Origin of the sequence: Exiguobacterium sp. s75 (genome assembly GCF_018617145.1) — a bacterium.
Lineage (GTDB): Bacteria > Bacillota > Bacilli > Exiguobacteriales > Exiguobacteriaceae > Exiguobacterium > Exiguobacterium profundum.
In genome coordinates this window covers 1-16,584 of record NZ_JACSJQ010000006.1, presented here as the reverse complement: position 1 = coordinate 16,584, position 16,584 = coordinate 1, and the positions used below count along the sequence as shown (strand labels likewise).

At 48.5% G+C, this 16,584-nt stretch carries 19 protein-coding genes, 1 rRNA gene and 1 other annotated feature; all 20 genes read right to left on the bottom strand.

All coding sequences use genetic code 11. The features are described 5' to 3' along the window. Positions 1 to 34 precede the first annotated feature (34 nt). Positions 35 to 460 carry a 50S ribosomal protein L11 gene (gene rplK / locus KNO68_RS13940; RefSeq protein ID WP_012727690.1) on the bottom strand — a complete coding sequence of 142 codons (426 nt, stop codon included), beginning with the start codon at positions 458 to 460 and terminating at the stop codon, positions 35 to 37. A gap of 147 nt (positions 461 to 607) precedes the next feature. Then, positions 608 to 1,159, bottom strand: coding sequence for a transcription termination/antitermination protein NusG (gene nusG, locus KNO68_RS13935; RefSeq protein ID WP_012727691.1), 552 nt, complete (start codon positions 1,157 to 1,159; stop codon positions 608 to 610). A 16-nt stretch (positions 1,160 to 1,175) separates the two neighbouring features. After that, positions 1,176 to 1,346, bottom strand: a complete 171-nt coding sequence (gene secE / locus KNO68_RS13930; protein WP_012727692.1) for a preprotein translocase subunit SecE — start codon at positions 1,344 to 1,346, stop codon at positions 1,176 to 1,178. A gap of 34 nt (positions 1,347 to 1,380) precedes the next feature. Beyond that, a complete protein-coding gene (gene rpmG / locus KNO68_RS13925; RefSeq protein ID WP_012727693.1) occupies positions 1,381 to 1,527 on the bottom strand; it encodes a 50S ribosomal protein L33 in 147 nt (48 codons plus the stop codon). Between the two features lie 128 nt (positions 1,528 to 1,655). Further along, entirely contained in the window at positions 1,656 to 2,297 is a 642-nt protein-coding gene (gene sigH, locus KNO68_RS13920; RefSeq protein WP_031421852.1) for an RNA polymerase sporulation sigma factor SigH, read from the bottom strand. Between the two features lie 209 nt (positions 2,298 to 2,506). Next, positions 2,507 to 3,046, bottom strand: coding sequence for a YacP-like NYN domain-containing protein (locus KNO68_RS13915; RefSeq protein WP_012727695.1), 540 nt, complete (start codon positions 3,044 to 3,046; stop codon positions 2,507 to 2,509). Next, entirely contained in the window at positions 3,043 to 3,792 is a 750-nt protein-coding gene (rlmB, locus tag KNO68_RS13910; RefSeq protein WP_215112658.1) for a 23S rRNA (guanosine(2251)-2'-O)-methyltransferase RlmB, read from the bottom strand. The genes KNO68_RS13915 and rlmB overlap by 4 nt, the downstream gene beginning before the upstream one ends. 109 nt (positions 3,793 to 3,901) lie before the next feature. Further along, positions 3,902 to 4,306, bottom strand: coding sequence for a Mini-ribonuclease 3 (locus tag KNO68_RS13905; RefSeq protein ID WP_074035355.1), 405 nt, complete (start codon positions 4,304 to 4,306; stop codon positions 3,902 to 3,904). Continuing rightward, positions 4,303 to 5,700, bottom strand: coding sequence for a cysteine--tRNA ligase (cysS, locus tag KNO68_RS13900; RefSeq protein WP_078147870.1), 1,398 nt, complete (start codon positions 5,698 to 5,700; stop codon positions 4,303 to 4,305). The genes KNO68_RS13905 and cysS overlap by 4 nt, the downstream gene beginning before the upstream one ends. Next, positions 5,669 to 6,358, bottom strand: coding sequence for a serine O-acetyltransferase (gene cysE / locus KNO68_RS13895; RefSeq protein ID WP_012727699.1), 690 nt, complete (start codon positions 6,356 to 6,358; stop codon positions 5,669 to 5,671). Before cysE ends, cysS begins: the two co-directional genes overlap by 32 nt. 51 nt (positions 6,359 to 6,409) lie before the next feature. After that, positions 6,410 to 6,617 (bottom strand) — a binding site (T-box leader). After that, positions 6,617 to 8,074 (bottom strand): glutamate--tRNA ligase, encoded by a 1,458-nt coding sequence (gltX, locus tag KNO68_RS13890; RefSeq protein ID WP_215112659.1) that lies wholly within the window; start codon positions 8,072 to 8,074, stop codon positions 6,617 to 6,619. (Overlaps the previous feature by 1 nt.) 45 nt (positions 8,075 to 8,119) lie before the next feature. After that, positions 8,120 to 8,593 (bottom strand): 2-C-methyl-D-erythritol 2,4-cyclodiphosphate synthase, encoded by a 474-nt coding sequence (ispF, locus tag KNO68_RS13885; RefSeq protein ID WP_012727701.1) that lies wholly within the window; start codon positions 8,591 to 8,593, stop codon positions 8,120 to 8,122. Then, the gene (gene ispD, locus KNO68_RS13880) at positions 8,590 to 9,270 is read right to left on the bottom strand and encodes a 2-C-methyl-D-erythritol 4-phosphate cytidylyltransferase (RefSeq protein ID WP_078147871.1); all 681 of its coding nucleotides are present in this window, start codon (positions 9,268 to 9,270) and stop codon (positions 8,590 to 8,592) included. Before ispD ends, ispF begins: the two co-directional genes overlap by 4 nt. Before the next feature lie 55 nt (positions 9,271 to 9,325). Further along, a complete protein-coding gene (locus KNO68_RS13875) occupies positions 9,326 to 10,390 on the bottom strand; it encodes a PIN/TRAM domain-containing protein (RefSeq protein ID WP_215112656.1) in 1,065 nt (354 codons plus the stop codon). Positions 10,391 to 10,504: 114 nt separating this feature from the next. After that, positions 10,505 to 11,881 carry a DNA repair protein RadA gene (gene radA / locus KNO68_RS13870; RefSeq protein ID WP_012727704.1) on the bottom strand — a complete coding sequence of 459 codons (1,377 nt, stop codon included), beginning with the start codon at positions 11,879 to 11,881 and terminating at the stop codon, positions 10,505 to 10,507. A 56-nt stretch (positions 11,882 to 11,937) separates the two neighbouring features. Next, on the bottom strand, positions 11,938 to 14,373 hold the full coding sequence (locus KNO68_RS13865) for an ATP-dependent Clp protease ATP-binding subunit (protein WP_078147873.1): 2,436 nt from the start codon (positions 14,371 to 14,373) through the stop codon (positions 11,938 to 11,940). Between the two features lie 24 nt (positions 14,374 to 14,397). After that, on the bottom strand, positions 14,398 to 15,441 hold the full coding sequence (locus KNO68_RS13860) for a protein arginine kinase (RefSeq protein ID WP_215112657.1): 1,044 nt from the start codon (positions 15,439 to 15,441) through the stop codon (positions 14,398 to 14,400). Then, on the bottom strand, positions 15,441 to 15,875 hold the full coding sequence (locus KNO68_RS13855; protein ID WP_012727707.1) for a UvrB/UvrC motif-containing protein: 435 nt from the start codon (positions 15,873 to 15,875) through the stop codon (positions 15,441 to 15,443). Before KNO68_RS13855 ends, KNO68_RS13860 begins: the two co-directional genes overlap by 1 nt. A gap of 5 nt (positions 15,876 to 15,880) precedes the next feature. Next, the gene (locus KNO68_RS13850; protein WP_012727708.1) at positions 15,881 to 16,357 is read right to left on the bottom strand and encodes a CtsR family transcriptional regulator; all 477 of its coding nucleotides are present in this window, start codon (positions 16,355 to 16,357) and stop codon (positions 15,881 to 15,883) included. Between the two features lie 148 nt (positions 16,358 to 16,505). Then, positions 16,506 to 16,584, bottom strand: a 5S ribosomal RNA gene (gene rrf / locus KNO68_RS15165); the annotation flags it as partial.

Below are 16,584 nucleotides of genomic sequence, written 5' to 3'. Positions count from 1 at the left end.
AGCAGTATTCACCGACAACCCCAGAGACTAGCAATTAGTCTTCGATTACAATACCCATACTACGTGCAGTACCTTCAACCATAAGCATCGCTGTTTCTACAGATGATGCGTTAAGGTCAGGCATTTTAAGTTCAGCGATTTCGCGAACTTTGTCACGCTTAACCGTTGCTACTTTCTTACGGTTTGGTTCACCAGAACCACTCTCGATACCAGCAGCTTTCTTCAAGAGAACTGCAGCTGGTGGAGTTTTCGTAATGAATGTAAACGAACGATCTTCGTATACCGTGATGACTACAGGAATAATCAATCCGGCTTGGTCTTGTGTACGAGCGTTGAACTCTTTACAGAATCCCATGATGTTAACACCTGCTTGACCAAGTGCTGGACCTACTGGTGGAGCTGGGTTTGCTTTACCAGCTGGGATTTGAAGTTTAACGAGTTTAGAAACTTTTTTCGCCACGAGACACACCTCCTTAAGTCTAAAATGTGGTTTCTTGGACGTTGTGCGCCCTCCCACTCAATCTATTAGGTCGAGTTTGTACCGAAATAAAGCACAACATCAAACATTTTCGATTGTACCATCCGTTTTACGGATTAGCAAGTGGGTTTAGTTAATTTTCTGAACTTGTTCGAAATCAAGCTCAATTTTTGTTTCACGACCGAACATGTCGACCACGACTTTGAGCTTCTCTTTGTCGGCTTCAATCTCGTCGATTGTTCCTTCAAAGTTCTCAAATGCGCCTTCTTTCACGCGGACAAGGTCACCGAGTTCATAGTTGTAACGATCTTTCTTCTCGATGAGTCCCATTTGTGACAAGACGTTTGTCACTTCGTCCGGTTGGAGTGGGATTGGTTTTGCCCCACCACCCGTTGAACCGAGGAAGCCGGTGACGTTTGGCGTGTTGCGGACAACATACCATGAATCGTCAGTCATGACCATCTCTACGAACACATAGCCCGGGAAACTTTTGACTTCACGTTCTTTGATTTTCTTCTCGCCACTCTTCAATGTGACTTCTTCTTGCGTCGTTTCAGTCGGGACGAGGACGCGGAAAATTTTATCTTCCATGTTCATCGAACCGATTCGACGTTCTAGGTTTTCTTTGACGTTATTCTCAAAACCTGAGTACGTCTGGACAACAAACCATTGTTTCTCCACGGCTTTCACCTCTTCCTTAGTTAATCAATAAATTGACGAGATAACTGACCCCAGTATCTACGCCGAACACGAACAGGCCAATCACGACAACAGTCGCGATGACAGTAATGGTATATTTCGTGAGTTCTTTACGAGTCGGCCAACTCGTTTTCTTCAACTCTTTCCATACGTCGCGCAAAAAGTTCATGGTAGCTTCCTCCTACATTGAATGCCAATCTACGTTACTTTGATTCCCGATGCAGCGTATGCGCGTTACAGCGGCGACAAAACTTCTTCATTTCAAGCCGTGTCGACACGCCGTCTTTTTTTGTCGTCGAGTACTCTCGAGACCCGCATTCTGAGCAAGCGAGACTTACTTTCTTTGCCATTCATAAGCGCCCCTTTCGACTACTCTCTCTTAAAAAAGAGCGAAAAAAAAACGCCTCCTGTAAATGGCGTCTACGGACAAGGCGCTGCTTTTAAAGTATCACATAGGAGGCACGCGGTCAATAATCGGTTAGCTCGTGAGCATCCGGACGTCGACATGACGCTCGAATTTCTTCTTCACACGTTGCAACGCATTATCGATCGATTTGACATGACGATCGAGATCGTCTGAAATCTCTTGATAAGAACGTCCGTCTAAATAAAGACGCAATACTTTCCGTTCGAGGTCACTCAAGATCTCATCCATCTTCGCTTCCATGAACGTCTGTTCTTCCTGTGTCACGATCAATTCTTGTGGATCAGTCGGATGTGGTGGCAAGATGACATCGAGCAACGTCCGGTCAGACTCTTCATCAAAAATTGGTTTATCGAGTGACACATATGAATTGAGCGGAATATGTTTTTGGCGTGTCGCCGTCTTGATTGCCGTGATCATCTGACGGGTGATACACATCTCAGCAAAGCTTTTGAATGACGCAAGTCGCTCGTCCTTATAATCACGCACACCTTTATAAAGGCCGATCATCCCTTCTTGGACGATGTCCTCGTGATCTGCACCAATCAAAAAGTATGAACGTGCCTTCGCCCGCACAAAATACCGGTATCGTTCAATCAAAAACTCGAGCGCGTCGCTATCCCCTTCGTTGCGCGCCAATAAGACCAACTCTTCGTCTGACATTTTTTCAAACTGTTCGTACGGCCATCCGTTCATGCTCGTTACCCCCCGGCGATTGATCCTGAACTATGTAAGGTTGTGTCCCATTATAGGACTCCCTACTCCTATGCGTCAAACAAATTTCTAAAAATTCCGTCAATTGAATACTGTGTAACTCATATATGTAATAGTATACAACATTCCTTTGCAAAAAAATGTCAAAATCGAAACAAAGACGAGTCCATTTGATGAACTCGTCCGTGATTTCAATCACCTTTTGATTTGCGACGTCGCATTTCTTCAAACTTCGCTTGAATATGCGGTGGAATATCAATCGTCTTCCGATTCGCTTGTTCTTTCTCGAGCGACACGCGCTGTTGTTCAATCAATGTTTTCGCATGCTTCCAATCTTTCAACAGTTCGGTTGCCGGGACGCGCAATGCGCCTTGACCAAAGATGACCCACTGCTCCGTGAAATCGTTCGTCGCGACGAATAATGTAATGAGCCGGTCATCCACTAATTCATGGGCACGCCGCTCAATCCATTCGTCCGCCGTCTCATTCTCTTTCGTATAGACAACGTCGACCCGACTCCGCTTCTCTTTGGATTCACGACCATAACGCATATGGGCGTCAAACACGATGGTGACCTCTTTGCCGGACACAGCCTGATATTCTGCCATCGCCTCAATCAACAGATTACGTGCTTGTTCAAAATCTACGTCGCGGAGACTTCTCAAGTGAGGCCACGCGCCGATGATATTATATCCGTCGACAAGAAGGAGCTCACGCTTCAGGATACTCATGCCAATGGATGACGTGAGCGATGCACCTCATACAGGAGGAGCGCCGCTGCAACAGATGCATTGAGTGACGTGACATGACCGACCATCGGTAAATGAACAAGGAAGTCGCACGATTCGCGCACGAGTCGGCTCATCCCTTTGCCCTCACTTCCAATGACCACAACGAGTGGAATATTTCCATCCAATCGACGATAGTCCTGACTTTCTTTCGCATCGGTCCCGACGACCCACAATCCTTTTTCCTTCAACTCTTCAAGTGTCCGTGTCAAGTTCGTCACACGCGCCACCGGAATATGCTCAATGGCCCCGGTCGAGGCTTTGGCAACCGTTTGAGTCAAACCGACCGAGCGACGTTTCGGAATGATGATCCCATGTGCGCCAACAGCATCGGCGGTCCGTAAAATCGAACCGAGATTGTGCGGGTCTTCGAGCTCATCTAGTAAAATGAAGAGCGGTGTCTCATCTTTCGAAGCTGCGAGAGCGAACATGTCTTCGACTGTTTTGTATTCATAAGCCGCAACCGCCGCAACGACTCCTTGGTGATGTTCACTGCCAGCCATCTTCTCAAGTTTCGTTTTTGGGACGAATGACACTTGGACCGATGCTTCGTTCGCCATCGCGATAATTTGAGCGAGTGGTCCCTTTTGCTGACCTTCCATAATGAATACTTTATTCATATCCCGACCACTTCGCAGTGCCTCGAGTACCGGGTTACGACCGTAAAGGAAGTCAATCCCTTCCTCCATCACATCGACTTCCTTATAGTCAGGGCGTTCTGCCTTTTGGCGACGCGCGCGATCTGGTCGTTCCCCACGAGGGCGGTCAAACGTTCGTTTCTCCGCTCCCCGATTTCCGTCATGTCGTTTCGGTCGACTCGGCTTCGAGTCGTTCGAACGCTTGTTTGATGAGTTCTTCAAGACGATCCCTTCTTTCTGTCAAATAGATATACCCAATCAATGCCTCGAACGCCGTGGAATAACGATACGTGTGCACATCGACCCGCTTTGGAACCGATCCGGATTTCGCATTCTTTCCACGTCTGACGACAGCCTGTTCCTCTTCTGTCAACGCATCCGTCTCTAACCAAAATGTCACGACGCTCGCCTGCGCTCGTGCATTGACGTAGCGGACCGCACCCCGGTGTAAGTCATTCGGGCGCGTCAATCCTTTCTCGAGCAGGCGTCTCCGTACAGCCATTTCGTATACCACGTCTCCCATGTAAGCGAGCGCAAGGGCATTCATTTGTTTCGGTTGCATCATAACCGCTTCCACCGAACCCCTTGGGCCGTGTCTTCGAGTTGGATGTGTTGTTCTTTTAGTAAATCACGAATCTCGTCAGCCCGGGCAAAATTACGTGCCGCCCGTGCGTCGTTCCGTTCTTGAATCAATTGGTCGATCTCGTCATCCAATAGTTCTTTTTCTTCTGCCAACGTCAAGCCGAGGACACCCGTCAATTCATCAAATAGCGACAGGACCTGTTCTAGCGTCGCTTTGGCCACATGATCGGCCTTCGCATAAATGTTCGCTTCCCGTGCCAAGTCAAAGAGGACGGTCACGGCGTTGGCCGTATTGATATCATCATCCATTGATTCGATGAAAGACGCTTTGATGGATTCAAGCTTCCGTTCCATCGACTCGCTCGCCTCTCCAAGTCCAGCTGTTACCGACAAGCGATATTCAATATTCTGATAGGCTTCCTTGATTCGGCTCCAGCCGTTCGCCGCTTGTTCAATCAATTCTCGGCTATAGTTGATCGGATGACGATAATGTACAGACAACATGAAGAAGCGCAGGACCATCGGGTCGACTTCTTTCAACGCCTCATGGACGAGGAGGAAGTTTCCGAGCGACTTAGACATCTTCTCATTTTCAATGTTAATGAAGCCGTTATGCAACCAATAGTTGGCGAACTTCGCATGGTTGCAAGCTTCTGACTGAGCAATCTCGTTCTCGTGGTGTGGGAATTTCAAATCATGACCGCCCGCGTGTATATCAATTGTTGTCCCGAGATGTTTTTTCGCCATCGCCGAGCATTCGATATGCCAGCCCGGACGTCCTTTGCCCCACGGACTATCCCATGATGGTTCATCCGGTTTAGCCGCTTTCCATAAGACGAAGTCGAGCGGGTCTTCTTTCTTCTCCCCGACATCGACACGTGACCCGGCCCGCAAATCTTCAATCGATTGCTGGCTCAATTTTCCGTAAGTCTCAAACTTCTTCGTCCGGAAATACACGTCTCCTTCTGATTCATAAGCGAACCCTTCCGTCTCTAATTGACGAATGAATTCGATGATTTCTACCATCGTATCGGTAACACGCGGATGCACGTCTGCCGGTTGAACGTTAAGTGCCCCTGTATCTGCTAAATATGCCTCTATATAGCGATTCGTCAGCGTCTCCGTGTCTTCTCCTAATTCATTCGCCGTACGAATGATCTTGTCATCCACGTCTGTGAAGTTCAAGACGTATTTGACCTCGTACCCACGATACGTCAAGTAGCGACGAACCGTATCGAAGGCGATCGCCGGACGGGCGTTTCCAACATGAATGTAGTTGTAAACGGTCGGACCGCATACGTACATCGATACTTTACCCGGAACAATCGGGACAAACGGTTCTTTTTTATTCGTGAGACTGTTGTACAGCTGAATCATGTGTCTTCTCCTCCATCCGCTTTTCAAGCGTTGCTAATTTTTGTTGTAGTTCATCCACTGCCGCTTCTAAGCGTTCTTGGCATTCGCGGTCCGGATCTGGGAAACGATGATCTAGATCATGTTGCTTCACACGCTTACCGTTTCGGATGACGACACGACCTGGAATTCCGACCACGGTCGAATCAGACGGCACATCGTTCAATACGACCGAGCTCGCTCCGATTTTGACGCAATCGCCGACCGTGATGTTCCCAAGTACTTTCGCCCCCGCTGAAATAAGCACGTCACTCCCGATTGTCGGGTGACGCTTCCCTTTCTCTTTCCCCGTTCCACCCAGGGTGACGCCTTGATAGATGGTGACGTCATTCCCGATAATCGCCGTCTCACCGATGACGACACCGAAACCGTGATCGATGAACACGCGGTCCCCAAGGACTGCCCCCGGATGAATTTCAATCCCGGTCAACCAACGACTGAACTGGGCTAATAATTTGGCCACCAGTTTCACGTTACGTTTCCATAATCCGTGCGCGATGCGGTGTGCCCATATGGCGTGAAGGCCTGGGTAAGTCAGTGCCACTTCTACTTTCGAACGAGCGGCAGGGTCTAGTTCCAGGACAGTCCGCAAGTCTTCGCGTACACTGCTCCAAAATCCCATAATCGATATCTCCTTTTCTTATACAAAAACAAAGACGCCCCTGTGCCAAGGCACAGAGACGCCGTAAGCGCGGTTCCACTCTGTTTGGGAAAATGCGTTCCCCTCTCAAGTCTCGTTAACGCCGAGTCACGGCCTCGACTACATATCGCCGAGACGGCTCCGAGGTGCACTTCTTCGGGGGACACATCTAGAACTCCCAGCCTAGGTTCTAGTCTCTGCAACGTGTCGTACCGCTTACTTTCCTCATCGATGCCTTTATTACGCTAATAAAGTTGTCAGACGCTTCAACACACGCTCTTTTCCGATTAACGAAATGGCGTTCGGGAGTTCCGGTCCATGTGTTTGCCCTGTCGTAGCGACACGGATCGGCATGAACAAGTTCTTCCCTTTTTGACCGGTCGCTTTTTGCGTCGCTTTCGTCGCCGCTTTAATCGCTTCCGGTGTGAAGTCTTCGATTGCTTCGAGCTGCTGTTTGAACTCTGCAAGAACAGCAGGTACCGTTTCACCTGAAAGGACAGCGTTCGCTTCCTCGTCATACTCGATTTCATCTTTGAAGAACAAGTCTGTCAACGCGACGATTTCTGCTCCGTGCGTCATTTGTTCTTTATACAATGCAATCAAGTTTGTCGCCCAATCCGCTTCCTCAACAGATACCGCCTCGGGTAATCGTCCTGCTTCTTGTAAGAATGGTAAACTGAGTGCCACCACTTCGTCAAGCGTGGCCTTCTTCATGTAGACACTGTTGATCCAAGAAAGTTTTTGTTGGTCAAAAACCGCCGGACTCTTCGACAAACGTTTCGCATCAAACATTTCAATGAACTCTTCTTTTGAGAAGATTTCTTCTTCCCCGACGGGTGACCAGCCAAGGAGCGAAATGAAGTTGAAGAGCGCTGCTGGCAAGTAACCAAGATCCGCATATTGTTCGATGAACTGAATAATCGATTCGTCCCGTTTTGATAACTTCTTATGTTGGTCATTGTAGATGAGCGTCATGTGACCGAATTCAGGATAGTCCCAACCAAGTGCGTCATAGACCATCATCTGTTTTGGTGTGTTCGCGATATGGTCGTCCCCACGCAACACGTGACTGATCTTCATCAAATGGTCGTCCACGACAACTGCGAAGTTGTACGTTGGAATGCCGTCCTGTTTCACGATGACCCAGTCACCGAAATCTTTCGATTCAAACGAGACGTCTCCTTTGACGACATCTGTCCATTTATACGTCACGCCTTCCGCCACACGAATCCGAATAGACGGTTTACGCCCTTCCGCTTCAAACGCTTCACGTTCTTCAACAGTGAGGTTACGGTGCGCACCCGAGTAACGTGGTGCCTCCCCACGTGCGATTTGTGCTTCACGCTCTGCTTCAAGCTCCTCCGAGGTCATGTAGCATTTATAAGCAAGGCCTTTGCTCATCAACTCATTGACGTACTTCTCATAAATCGCAAGACGCTCCATTTGATAATATGGACCGTAGTCTCCGTCACGCCCTGGACCTTCATCCCAGTCGATGCCGAGCCATTCCAAGTATTTCATCTGACTCTCGACACCGTTCAACACATTCCGTTTCTGGTCAGTGTCTTCAATCCGAAGAATCATTTTTCCGCCAGCATGGCGAGCAAATAAGTAGTTAAACAACGCAGTCCGCGCATTTCCGATATGGAGATGCCCCGTCGGACTAGGCGCATAGCGTACACGCACTTCACTCATAATAGTTCCACCTTTCTTCTCTTCTGCCCAAATAGTATACCATTTCTGTCAAGCCCGGTTGAGTAAGATGACCGCTTGCGCCGCAATCCCTTCTTCGCGTCCCGTGAAGCCCAGTTTCTCCGTCGTCGTCGCTTTCACGTTCACCTGCTCGATGTCCGCCTCAAGAAGTTCAGCGATGACCGCTCGCATCTCATCAATGTAAGGACGAAGTTTCGGACGTTGTGCCATGACCGTCGCATCTACATTTCCGAGAACGTACCCTTGGTCTTTCACGAGCTGCCAGACGTGACGAAGCAATACTTTCGAATCCGCATCTTTAAATTCCGGGTCCGTATCCGGGAAGTGCTTTCCGATATCACCTGCCGCAATTGCTCCAAGTGCCGCATCCGCAATCGTATGGAGTAACACGTCCGCATCAGAATGACCGAGCAGTCCGCGCTCATGTGGAATCTCAATCCCTCCTAAGATTAACGGACGTCCTTCTGCAAATGCGTGTACATCAAACCCTTGACCAATTCTCATTGTAATTCCTCCTCCGCTAAAATCGCGTCGCCGAACAATAAATCTTCGGGCGTCGTCATTTTGATGTTGTGATAGTCCCCAAGGACCACTTGTACCGATTCGCCGAGCCACTCAAACAAACTGGCATCATCCGTGCCCATTACTTGTTGTTCGACCGCTCGTTCATGTGCCGCCAAAATCGCTTTCGCCTGAAAGGCTTGCGGCGTTTGTGCCAACCACAGGTTTTCACGGGGAACGGTGCGTTCGATGTGATGACGTTGAACTTGTTTGACCGTATCTTTAACGGGTACCGCCAAGATGGCACCACCTTGCCGTGCCGCTTCAGCCACTTGATGCAACTGTTCACGTTTTACAAACGGACGCGCACCGTCATGAATCATCACAATCGTATCGGGTGCAACAACCTTCAGTCCTGCATGGACACTCTGTTGTCGTTCTTCCCCTCCTGCTACGTATGTAACCGGCGTCTTCATCTGTGACGTTATCTCCTCGAACCAGTCCCGTTCTTCCGGCCGGATGGCTAACACAATCCGTTCGCACCACGGATCGGTATCGAACGTCTGTAACGTCCAAGCGATAATCGGTTTGTCACGGAGCGTCAGCATGAGCTTATTCGCATCCGCACCCATCCGTTTCCCTCTCCCGGCAGCCGGGATGACAACTGTATAAGCTACCATGTAAATACCTCTCTTCGTGAAAAAAGAGAGCGCTCTCGCGTCTCTTTTTGATCCGTTATTCCGGACGGGCAAAAATCATACGTCCTGCAGACGTTTGTAAGACACTCGTCACAACGACAGGGAGCGTCTTCGAAATCAATTTACGTCCGCCCTCCACGACGACCATCGTCCCGTCCTCAAGGTAAGCAACCCCTTGATTCTGTTCTTTTCCTTCTTTAATAACTGTCACGACCATCTCTTCACCAGGAATGACAATCTGTTTGACAGCGTTCGCCAAATCATTGATGTTCAAGACCGGTACATTTCGAACCTCACACACTTTATTTAAGTTGTAGTCATTCGTAACGACAATCCCGTTTTTCAGTTCAGCCAGTTTGATCAATTTGATGTCGACTTCCGGTACATCTTCAAAGTCTCCATCATAGATCTCAACCTGGATGCGCTTGTTTTCTTGAAGTTCCTTCAAAATGTCCAGTCCACGACGTCCACGATTCCGCTTCAACGTATCCGATGAGTCGGCGATGTATTGCAGTTCGCCGATGACGAATTGTGGCACAATCAATGTCCCTTCCACGAATCCAGTCGTCGCAATATCCGCGATTCGACCGTCGATGATGACGCTCGTGTCTAAAATCTTATCATTCGAGCGTTGGACTGGTTCAGCCGCAGGCTTATCCCGTTCACTCTTCACAAATAGTTTGATCCATTCGTTACGCTTCCGATAGCCGACCGCGAAACCAAAGTAACCAAACAGGGCCGTGACAAAAATCGGGACGATTTTACTCAGTAAGAAGATATTCGTGACTTCAAGCGATACACTGATCAAAAAGGCAATCAAGAGCCCAATGATAAGACCGATCGAACCAAATAAGATATCCCCTACGGGTAAACGGACGAGCCGTTCTTCGACAAAACGAATAAATGCAACAACACCATCTGTTAAGAATAAACTAAGAATGAAGAAGATAAGTCCACCAATCAAACTTGCTACGTATGGAATCGTTAACCACCCCGGCACATTCATGCCAAGGTCTGCTAATAAAAGCGTCGCTTCGATGATTCCGAACCAACCCACGACGAGTCCAATCAAAATAAATCCGATTCGTACAGCAATCTTCACTCATTCCACCTCCTTCTATATGAAATAAAATTTCAAAAAATAACACTTTCATTGTAACACGATTTTTTCAATCACGTTCGTTACAAAGCGTTAAAAACTGCCAGTGGCGACCCGTTAGAACGGAATCGCCAACTGGAGTGCTTCGTCCACTGTCCCGACCCCGACGACTTCAATCCCTGCCGGAGCGGTCCATCCCCCCATGTTATTTTTCGGGATGATGGCCCGTGTAAAACCTAGTTTCGCCGCCTCGGCGACACGTTGCTCGATTCTTGAAACCCGTCGCACTTCACCGGTCAATCCGACCTCACCGATGCAGACATCCGTCGGACGGGTCGGACGATCGCGGAAACTCGAGGCGATCGAGATGCAAATCGCAAGGTCAATCGCCGGCTCGTCCAGTTTGACGCCACCGGCTGCTTTCAAGTACGCATCCTGCGTCTGAAGCAAGAGACCGGAACGTTTCTCAAGCACGGCCATGAGAAGCGCGACTCGGTTTTGATCGATGCCCGTTGCCATACGTCTCGGGTTCCCGAACGATGTCGGAGAGATGAGTGCTTGGAGTTCCACGAGTACCGTCCGTGTCCCTTCCATTGAGGCAACGACGGTCGAGCCTGATACGCCCGCGGTGCGCTCCTCTAAGAATATTTCGGACGGATTGAGCACTTCCTCAAGCCCGCTCTCTTTCATCTCGAAAATGCCAATCTCGTTCGTCGACCCAAAACGGTTTTTCACCGCCCGTAAAATACGGAACGTATGATGACGTTCCCCTTCAAAGTAAAGTACCGCATCGACCATATGCTCGAGTAAACGAGGACCAGCAATCGATCCTTGCTTCGTCACGTGACCGACGATGAAGACGGCGATCCCTCGCGTTTTCGCAATTTTCATGAGGGCGGCCGTACATTCTCGAACTTGCGACACGCTCCCTGGCGCTGATTGAATCTCATCCATGTATACCGTTTGAATCGAGTCAATGATGACAAATCCGGGTTGCTCCTCATCAATAACCCGTTCAATCATCAACATGTCCGTCTCAGCGAGTACGAACAAGTCATCCGTTGGTAAGCCGAGCCGTTCCGCACGCAGTTTCGTCTGTTTGAGCGATTCCTCTCCCGAGATGTACAGCACCTTTTTACCACTATGGGCTAAGTGAGCGCTGACCTGTAGCAAGATTGTTGATTTCCCAATCCCTGGGTCCCCTCCGACTAAGACGAGTGAACCTGGGACAATTCCTCCACCGAGCACGCGGTCAAATTCACGGCTATTCGTATGCACACGCGTCTCTTCTTGTGAGACGACGTTTGCTAAACGTTCCGGTTTCAATTGTCGCGATGAACTATGCACAAAGGCCGCTCCACGTTTGGCCTTCTTCTCTTCTACAAACTCTTCGACGAGCGTATTCCATTCATTACAACCCGGACAGCGTCCCATCCACTTGGCTGATTCATATCCGCACGATTGGCAGACGTATTTCGTTTTAATTTTGGCCATAAGTTCCCTTCCTGTCTAAAAAAAGCTCCCTCTAAACGACGAGGGAGCTGAATGATTTACTGAACTACACCTTCGTTACGAACGACGAACTCTCCATCTTGTACGTCGAGCGCAACTTTACTGCCTTTAGCGATTGTACCGCCGAGCATCGCTTCTGAGAGACGGTCCTCCACTTCCCGTTGAAGGGCACGACGGAGAGGGCGAGCCCCGTATTCCGGATCGTAACCGACATCGGCAATTTTATCGAGTGCCGCATCCGTCAAGCTGAAATCAACACCTTGCTCGGCGAGACGTTTCTTGAGCGTCTCTGCCATAAGTTTGATGATTTCTTGAATGTGCTCTTTTTGAAGTGAATGGAATACCGTGATTTCATCAATTCGGTTCAAGAACTCAGGTCGGAACGCTTTCTTCAATTCCTCGAGTACTTTGTCCTTCATTTCTGTATACTCACGTTTCACATCATCTTCCACTGTGAATCCTACATATTTGTTTCGTTGAAGCGCTGCGGCTCCGACGTTAGACGTCATGATGATGACGGTGTTTCGGAAGTCGACTGTGCGACCTTTCGAATCCGTCAAGCGACCGTCGTCTAACACTTGAAGCAAGATGTTGAATACTTCTGGGTGCGCTTTTTCGATTTCATCGAGTAGGATAACCGAGTACGGTTTCCGACGCACTTTTTCAGTCAATTGACCGCCTTCTTCGTAACCAACATAACCAGGAGGCGAACCGACGAGACGGCTCGTCGCATGTTTTTCCATGTACTCGGACATGTCGATTCGAATGATGGCATCTTCATCGCCAAACATCGCTTCGGCAACTGCACGGGCGAGCTCTGTTTTCCCGACTCCGGTCGGTCCGAGGAAGATGAATGACCCGATTGGACGTTTCGGATCTTTCAATCCGGCCCGGGCGCGACGGATGGCGCGGGAAATTGATTTCACCGCATCGTCTTGACCGATGACACGGTTGTGAAGAATTGATTCGAGTTTGAGGAGACGGTCTGTCTCTTCTTCGGCAATCTTCGTGACCGGTACACCTGTCCAGTTCGCAACAACTTGAGCGATATCTTCTTTCGTCACTTCAAGTTTTTCGTTACCTTGCTTGTTCTGCCACTCTGCTTTCAACTCTTCTAACTCATCGCGTAACTTCTGTTCCGTATCGCGAAGGGAAGCTGCTTTTTCAAACTCTTGGCTTTGAACGGCAGAGTCTTTCTCTTTACGAATCGATTCGAGACGGGATTCCAACTCTTTCAAATTCGGTGGTGCCGTGAATGAGCGAAGTCGTACTTTCGATGCTGCCTCGTCGACGAGGTCGATCGCCTTATCCGGCAAGAAACGATCTGAGATGTAACGGTCTGAAAGGACGACCGCCTCGTGAATCGCCGTATCTGTAATCGTCACACGGTGGTGTGCTTCATAGCGATCGCGTAACCCGAGTAAGATTTGTTCAGCTTCTTCTGTTGTCGGTTCGTTCACTTGAATCGGTTGGAAGCGGCGCTCAAGCGCTGCATCTTTTTCGATGTACTTTCGGTATTCATCAAGTGTAGTCGCCCCGATACATTGAAGTTCGCCGCGAGCCAATGACGGTTTGAGGATGTTCGACGCATCGATTGCACCTTCTGCACCACCCGCACCGATCAATGTATGCAACTCATCAATAAAGAGAATGACGTTACCGGCTTGACGAATTTCATCCATCACTTTTTTCAAGCGATCTTCGAATTCACCACGATATTTCGTACCTGCGACGAGCGTTCCCATATCGAGCACCATGACGCGTTTGTTGCGAAGCGTTTCAGGTACCTCGTTGTTGATGATTTGCTGAGCGAGACCTTCGACGACCGCTGTTTTCCCGACCCCTGGTTCCCCAATTAGAACCGGGTTGTTCTTCGTCCGACGCGACAACACTTCGATGACACGTTGAATTTCGCCTGCACGTCCGATGACTGGATCTAAACGAGACTCGCGTGCTTGTTGTGTCAAATCGCGTGCCAATCCGTCAAGCGTTGGTGTTGCGGCGCTCGCCCCAGGTTGCGAAGCATTTGAAGAAGACTCGGTGTTCCCGAGAAGTTGTAACACTTGTTGACGTGCTTTCGTCAAACTGATTCCAAGGTTATTGAGGACGCGTGCCGCGACCCCTTCTCCTTCACGAATCAATCCTAGAAGGATGTGTTCCGTTCCGACGTAAGAGTGTCCCAATTTTCGAGCCTCATCCATCGAAAGCTCAATGACCTTTTTCGCACGCGGTGTGTAATGAATCGTCGACCCGTTCTCCGAACCGCGACCAATCAATGATTCTACTTCTTGTTGGATTTTTTCAGAGGTCAATCCGAGGGCGAAGAGCGCTTTTGCCGCAATCCCTTCTCCTTCACGAACCAATCCTAATAAAATATGTTCTGTACCAATATTATGATGGCCAAGACGTACGGCTTCCTCTTGTGCTAAAGCTAATACGCGTTGTGCTCGTTCTGTAAATCGTCCAAACATCATTGACATAACCTCCTTATAGTTGGATCAAACTAAGCCTTGATCTAACGTTCGACGAACAAGTGTCGCTCGTTCTCGATCTCGTTCTTGCGTAGATAATGTTTTCCCGAAATGTTTTTGTAGAAAACCTGATTGTAACCGAACGATGAGTTCATGAAACTTCGGCGGACTCCAATCAGACAAAATTCCTAGGTCACTCGCTAAATGTAAATCAGATAGCCGCTCAATGGCTTCGGTAGAAGAAAGAAGTTTGGCATATCGTAAAATACCATATGACCGATAAAACCGATCCTCTAACTCTTCTTGTCGATGTGCGATGAGCTCTTCACGCGCATGACGTTCTGCTTGAATCACTTGTTCTGTCACTTCCATAAAGTCAGCTAACAGCTGTGATTCATGACTGCCCAATGTCCGCTGATTTGAAAGCTGGAACAACCGTCCTGCCGCATCGCTACCTTCTCCGTAACGACCTCGAATCGTATAGCCAAGTTTTCGAAGTTCTCGCAAAATGGGGCTGATTCGACCCGTTAACGTGAGTCCCGGTAAGTGTAACATGACCGAGGCCCGGAGTCCGGTTCCGATATTGCTTGGGCATGTCGTCAAGTAGCCTAACTGTTCGTCAAAGGCGTAGGAGAGTGATTCTGCGCACAATGCGTCTACTTGATTCGCTATTTCAAACGCCTCTTTCACTTGATAACCTGGGAGTAAGGTCTGAATTCGTAAATGATCTTCTTCGTTAATCAACACACTGATGGTTTCATCTTCACTTAAAAAGACTGCACTTTCTTCGTTTGCCGCAACGGCCGGACTAATCAAGTGTTTCTCCATCAACGCCTGCCGGGTGACTTCATCATAATCACGCATATGAAGATATTCAAATCCCTTTAACCCACGTAACCGCCCTTCGAGACGATTACACAGTTGACGTTCTCCTTCTTTAGAGAGGACCGGCGAAAACACAGTGTCTTTGACGTTACGTGCCAGTCGGATTCTTGTGGAGACGACCAGGTCATCCAATTTGGCACGCTCTTTCATTTTTGGACCAAGTGGATGTGTTAGGAACGTTTCCATTAGACATCACCTTGCCCTTCTAATTGCTTCATTTCTTTTTGAATACGTGCTGCTCGTTCATAATCTTCTTGTTCGACAGCGCGGGTCAACTCCCCTGCCAACTTTTCGAGTCGCTCTTCGATTCGTTCATGAGGTGTACGTAACTGGTCAGGGACCGAACCGATGTGATGATCATGTCCTTGTTGATATTGACGTGTGATTTTAATCAGTTCATCACGAAATACGGTATAACACGTAGCACATCCTGCTTTTCGTACACGCAATAAATCTTGGCGCGTCATCTGACAGGTTGGGCAACGCTTTACGACCGGGACATAGCCCGTCATAAGTTCTACCGTACATTGTCGACATAGCCGTTTTTTTACGGGCACGTCCTGTTCCATGACAACGACTTCATTGACAGCCGGTCGCTGTTTACAACGTTCACATAGCATACGACTTACCCTCCATTACGATAACGAAGTACTTTCATCAGCGCGAGTAGTTGTTGACGTCGAATATAGGAGCGATCGTCAACTTGTAAGTTCAATGCTTCATCTGATAAGAGATGATAAATCAACTGCGCCTCTTGTTCGTGCATCATCTGTTCTTCAACCAATCGAATCAGCACATTTTCAACGAGCTGTTCGTTCAAACGTGGATGTTCATGAATGACATCCATCAAACTAGAGAGAACATCTTGTTTTTCGTGTAAAATGACGCGTCGAATACGAATATATCCGCCACCGCCACGTTTACTTTCTACTAAATATCCTTTTTCGACGGTAAAACGTGTGTTGATGACGTAATTGATTTGGGATGGGACACATTCGAATCGTTGTGCGATATCTTGACGTTTGATTTCAATCGCATTTGCCTGACTTTCCTTCAAGACTTGCTTCAAATACTGTTCGATGACATCCGAAATATTTCTCATCTCCACCACCCTCTGACCATCTTTGACTTTTGACTATATTTTATCATTGATTTAAAAAAAGGCAAACGAAAAGCGATGCCTCTATGTCGAGAGCATCGCTAAAACAAAAAAACGACCGAGCGTATGCTCGGTCGTCCTCTGCGTTGTTGCCTGGCAACGTCCTATCCTCACAGGGGGAGATCCCCCAACTACTTTCGGCGCTGAGACGCTTAACTTCCGTGTTCGGC

Bases quoted from the DNA above. Each gene is read 5' to 3' on its own strand.
- secE (WP_012727692.1), bottom strand. From the start codon at position 1,346: ATGAACTTTTTGCGCGACGTATGGAAAGAGTTGAAGAAAACGAGTTGG.
- rpmG (WP_012727693.1), bottom strand. From the start codon at position 1,527: ATGGCAAAGAAAGTAAGTCTCGCTTGCTCAGAATGCGGGTCTCGAGAG.
- sigH (WP_031421852.1), bottom strand. From the start codon at position 2,297: ATGAACGGATGGCCGTACGAACAGTTTGAAAAAATGTCAGACGAAGAG.
- KNO68_RS13915 (WP_012727695.1), bottom strand. From the start codon at position 3,046: ATGAGTATCCTGAAGCGTGAGCTCCTTCTTGTCGACGGATATAATATC.
- rlmB (WP_215112658.1), bottom strand. From the start codon at position 3,792: ATGGAGGAAGGGATTGACTTCCTTTACGGTCGTAACCCGGTACTCGAG.
- KNO68_RS13905 (WP_074035355.1), bottom strand. From the start codon at position 4,306: ATGATGCAACCGAAACAAATGAATGCCCTTGCGCTCGCTTACATGGGA.
- cysS (WP_078147870.1), bottom strand. From the start codon at position 5,700: ATGATTCAGCTGTACAACAGTCTCACGAATAAAAAAGAACCGTTTGTC.
- cysE (WP_012727699.1), bottom strand. From the start codon at position 6,358: ATGGGATTTTGGAGCAGTGTACGCGAAGACTTGCGGACTGTCCTGGAA.
- ispF (WP_012727701.1), bottom strand. From the start codon at position 8,593: ATGAGAATTGGTCAAGGGTTTGATGTACACGCATTTGCAGAAGGACGT.
- ispD (WP_078147871.1), bottom strand. From the start codon at position 9,270: ATGGTAGCTTATACAGTTGTCATCCCGGCTGCCGGGAGAGGGAAACGG.
- radA (WP_012727704.1), bottom strand. From the start codon at position 11,881: ATGGCCAAAATTAAAACGAAATACGTCTGCCAATCGTGCGGATATGAA.
- KNO68_RS13865 (WP_078147873.1), bottom strand. From the start codon at position 14,373: ATGATGTTTGGACGATTTACAGAACGAGCACAACGCGTATTAGCTTTA.
- KNO68_RS13860 (WP_215112657.1), bottom strand. From the start codon at position 15,441: ATGGAAACGTTCCTAACACATCCACTTGGTCCAAAAATGAAAGAGCGT.
- KNO68_RS13855 (WP_012727707.1), bottom strand. From the start codon at position 15,875: ATGCTATGTGAACGTTGTAAACAGCGACCGGCTGTCAATGAAGTCGTT.
- KNO68_RS13850 (WP_012727708.1), bottom strand. From the start codon at position 16,357: ATGAGAAATATTTCGGATGTCATCGAACAGTATTTGAAGCAAGTCTTG.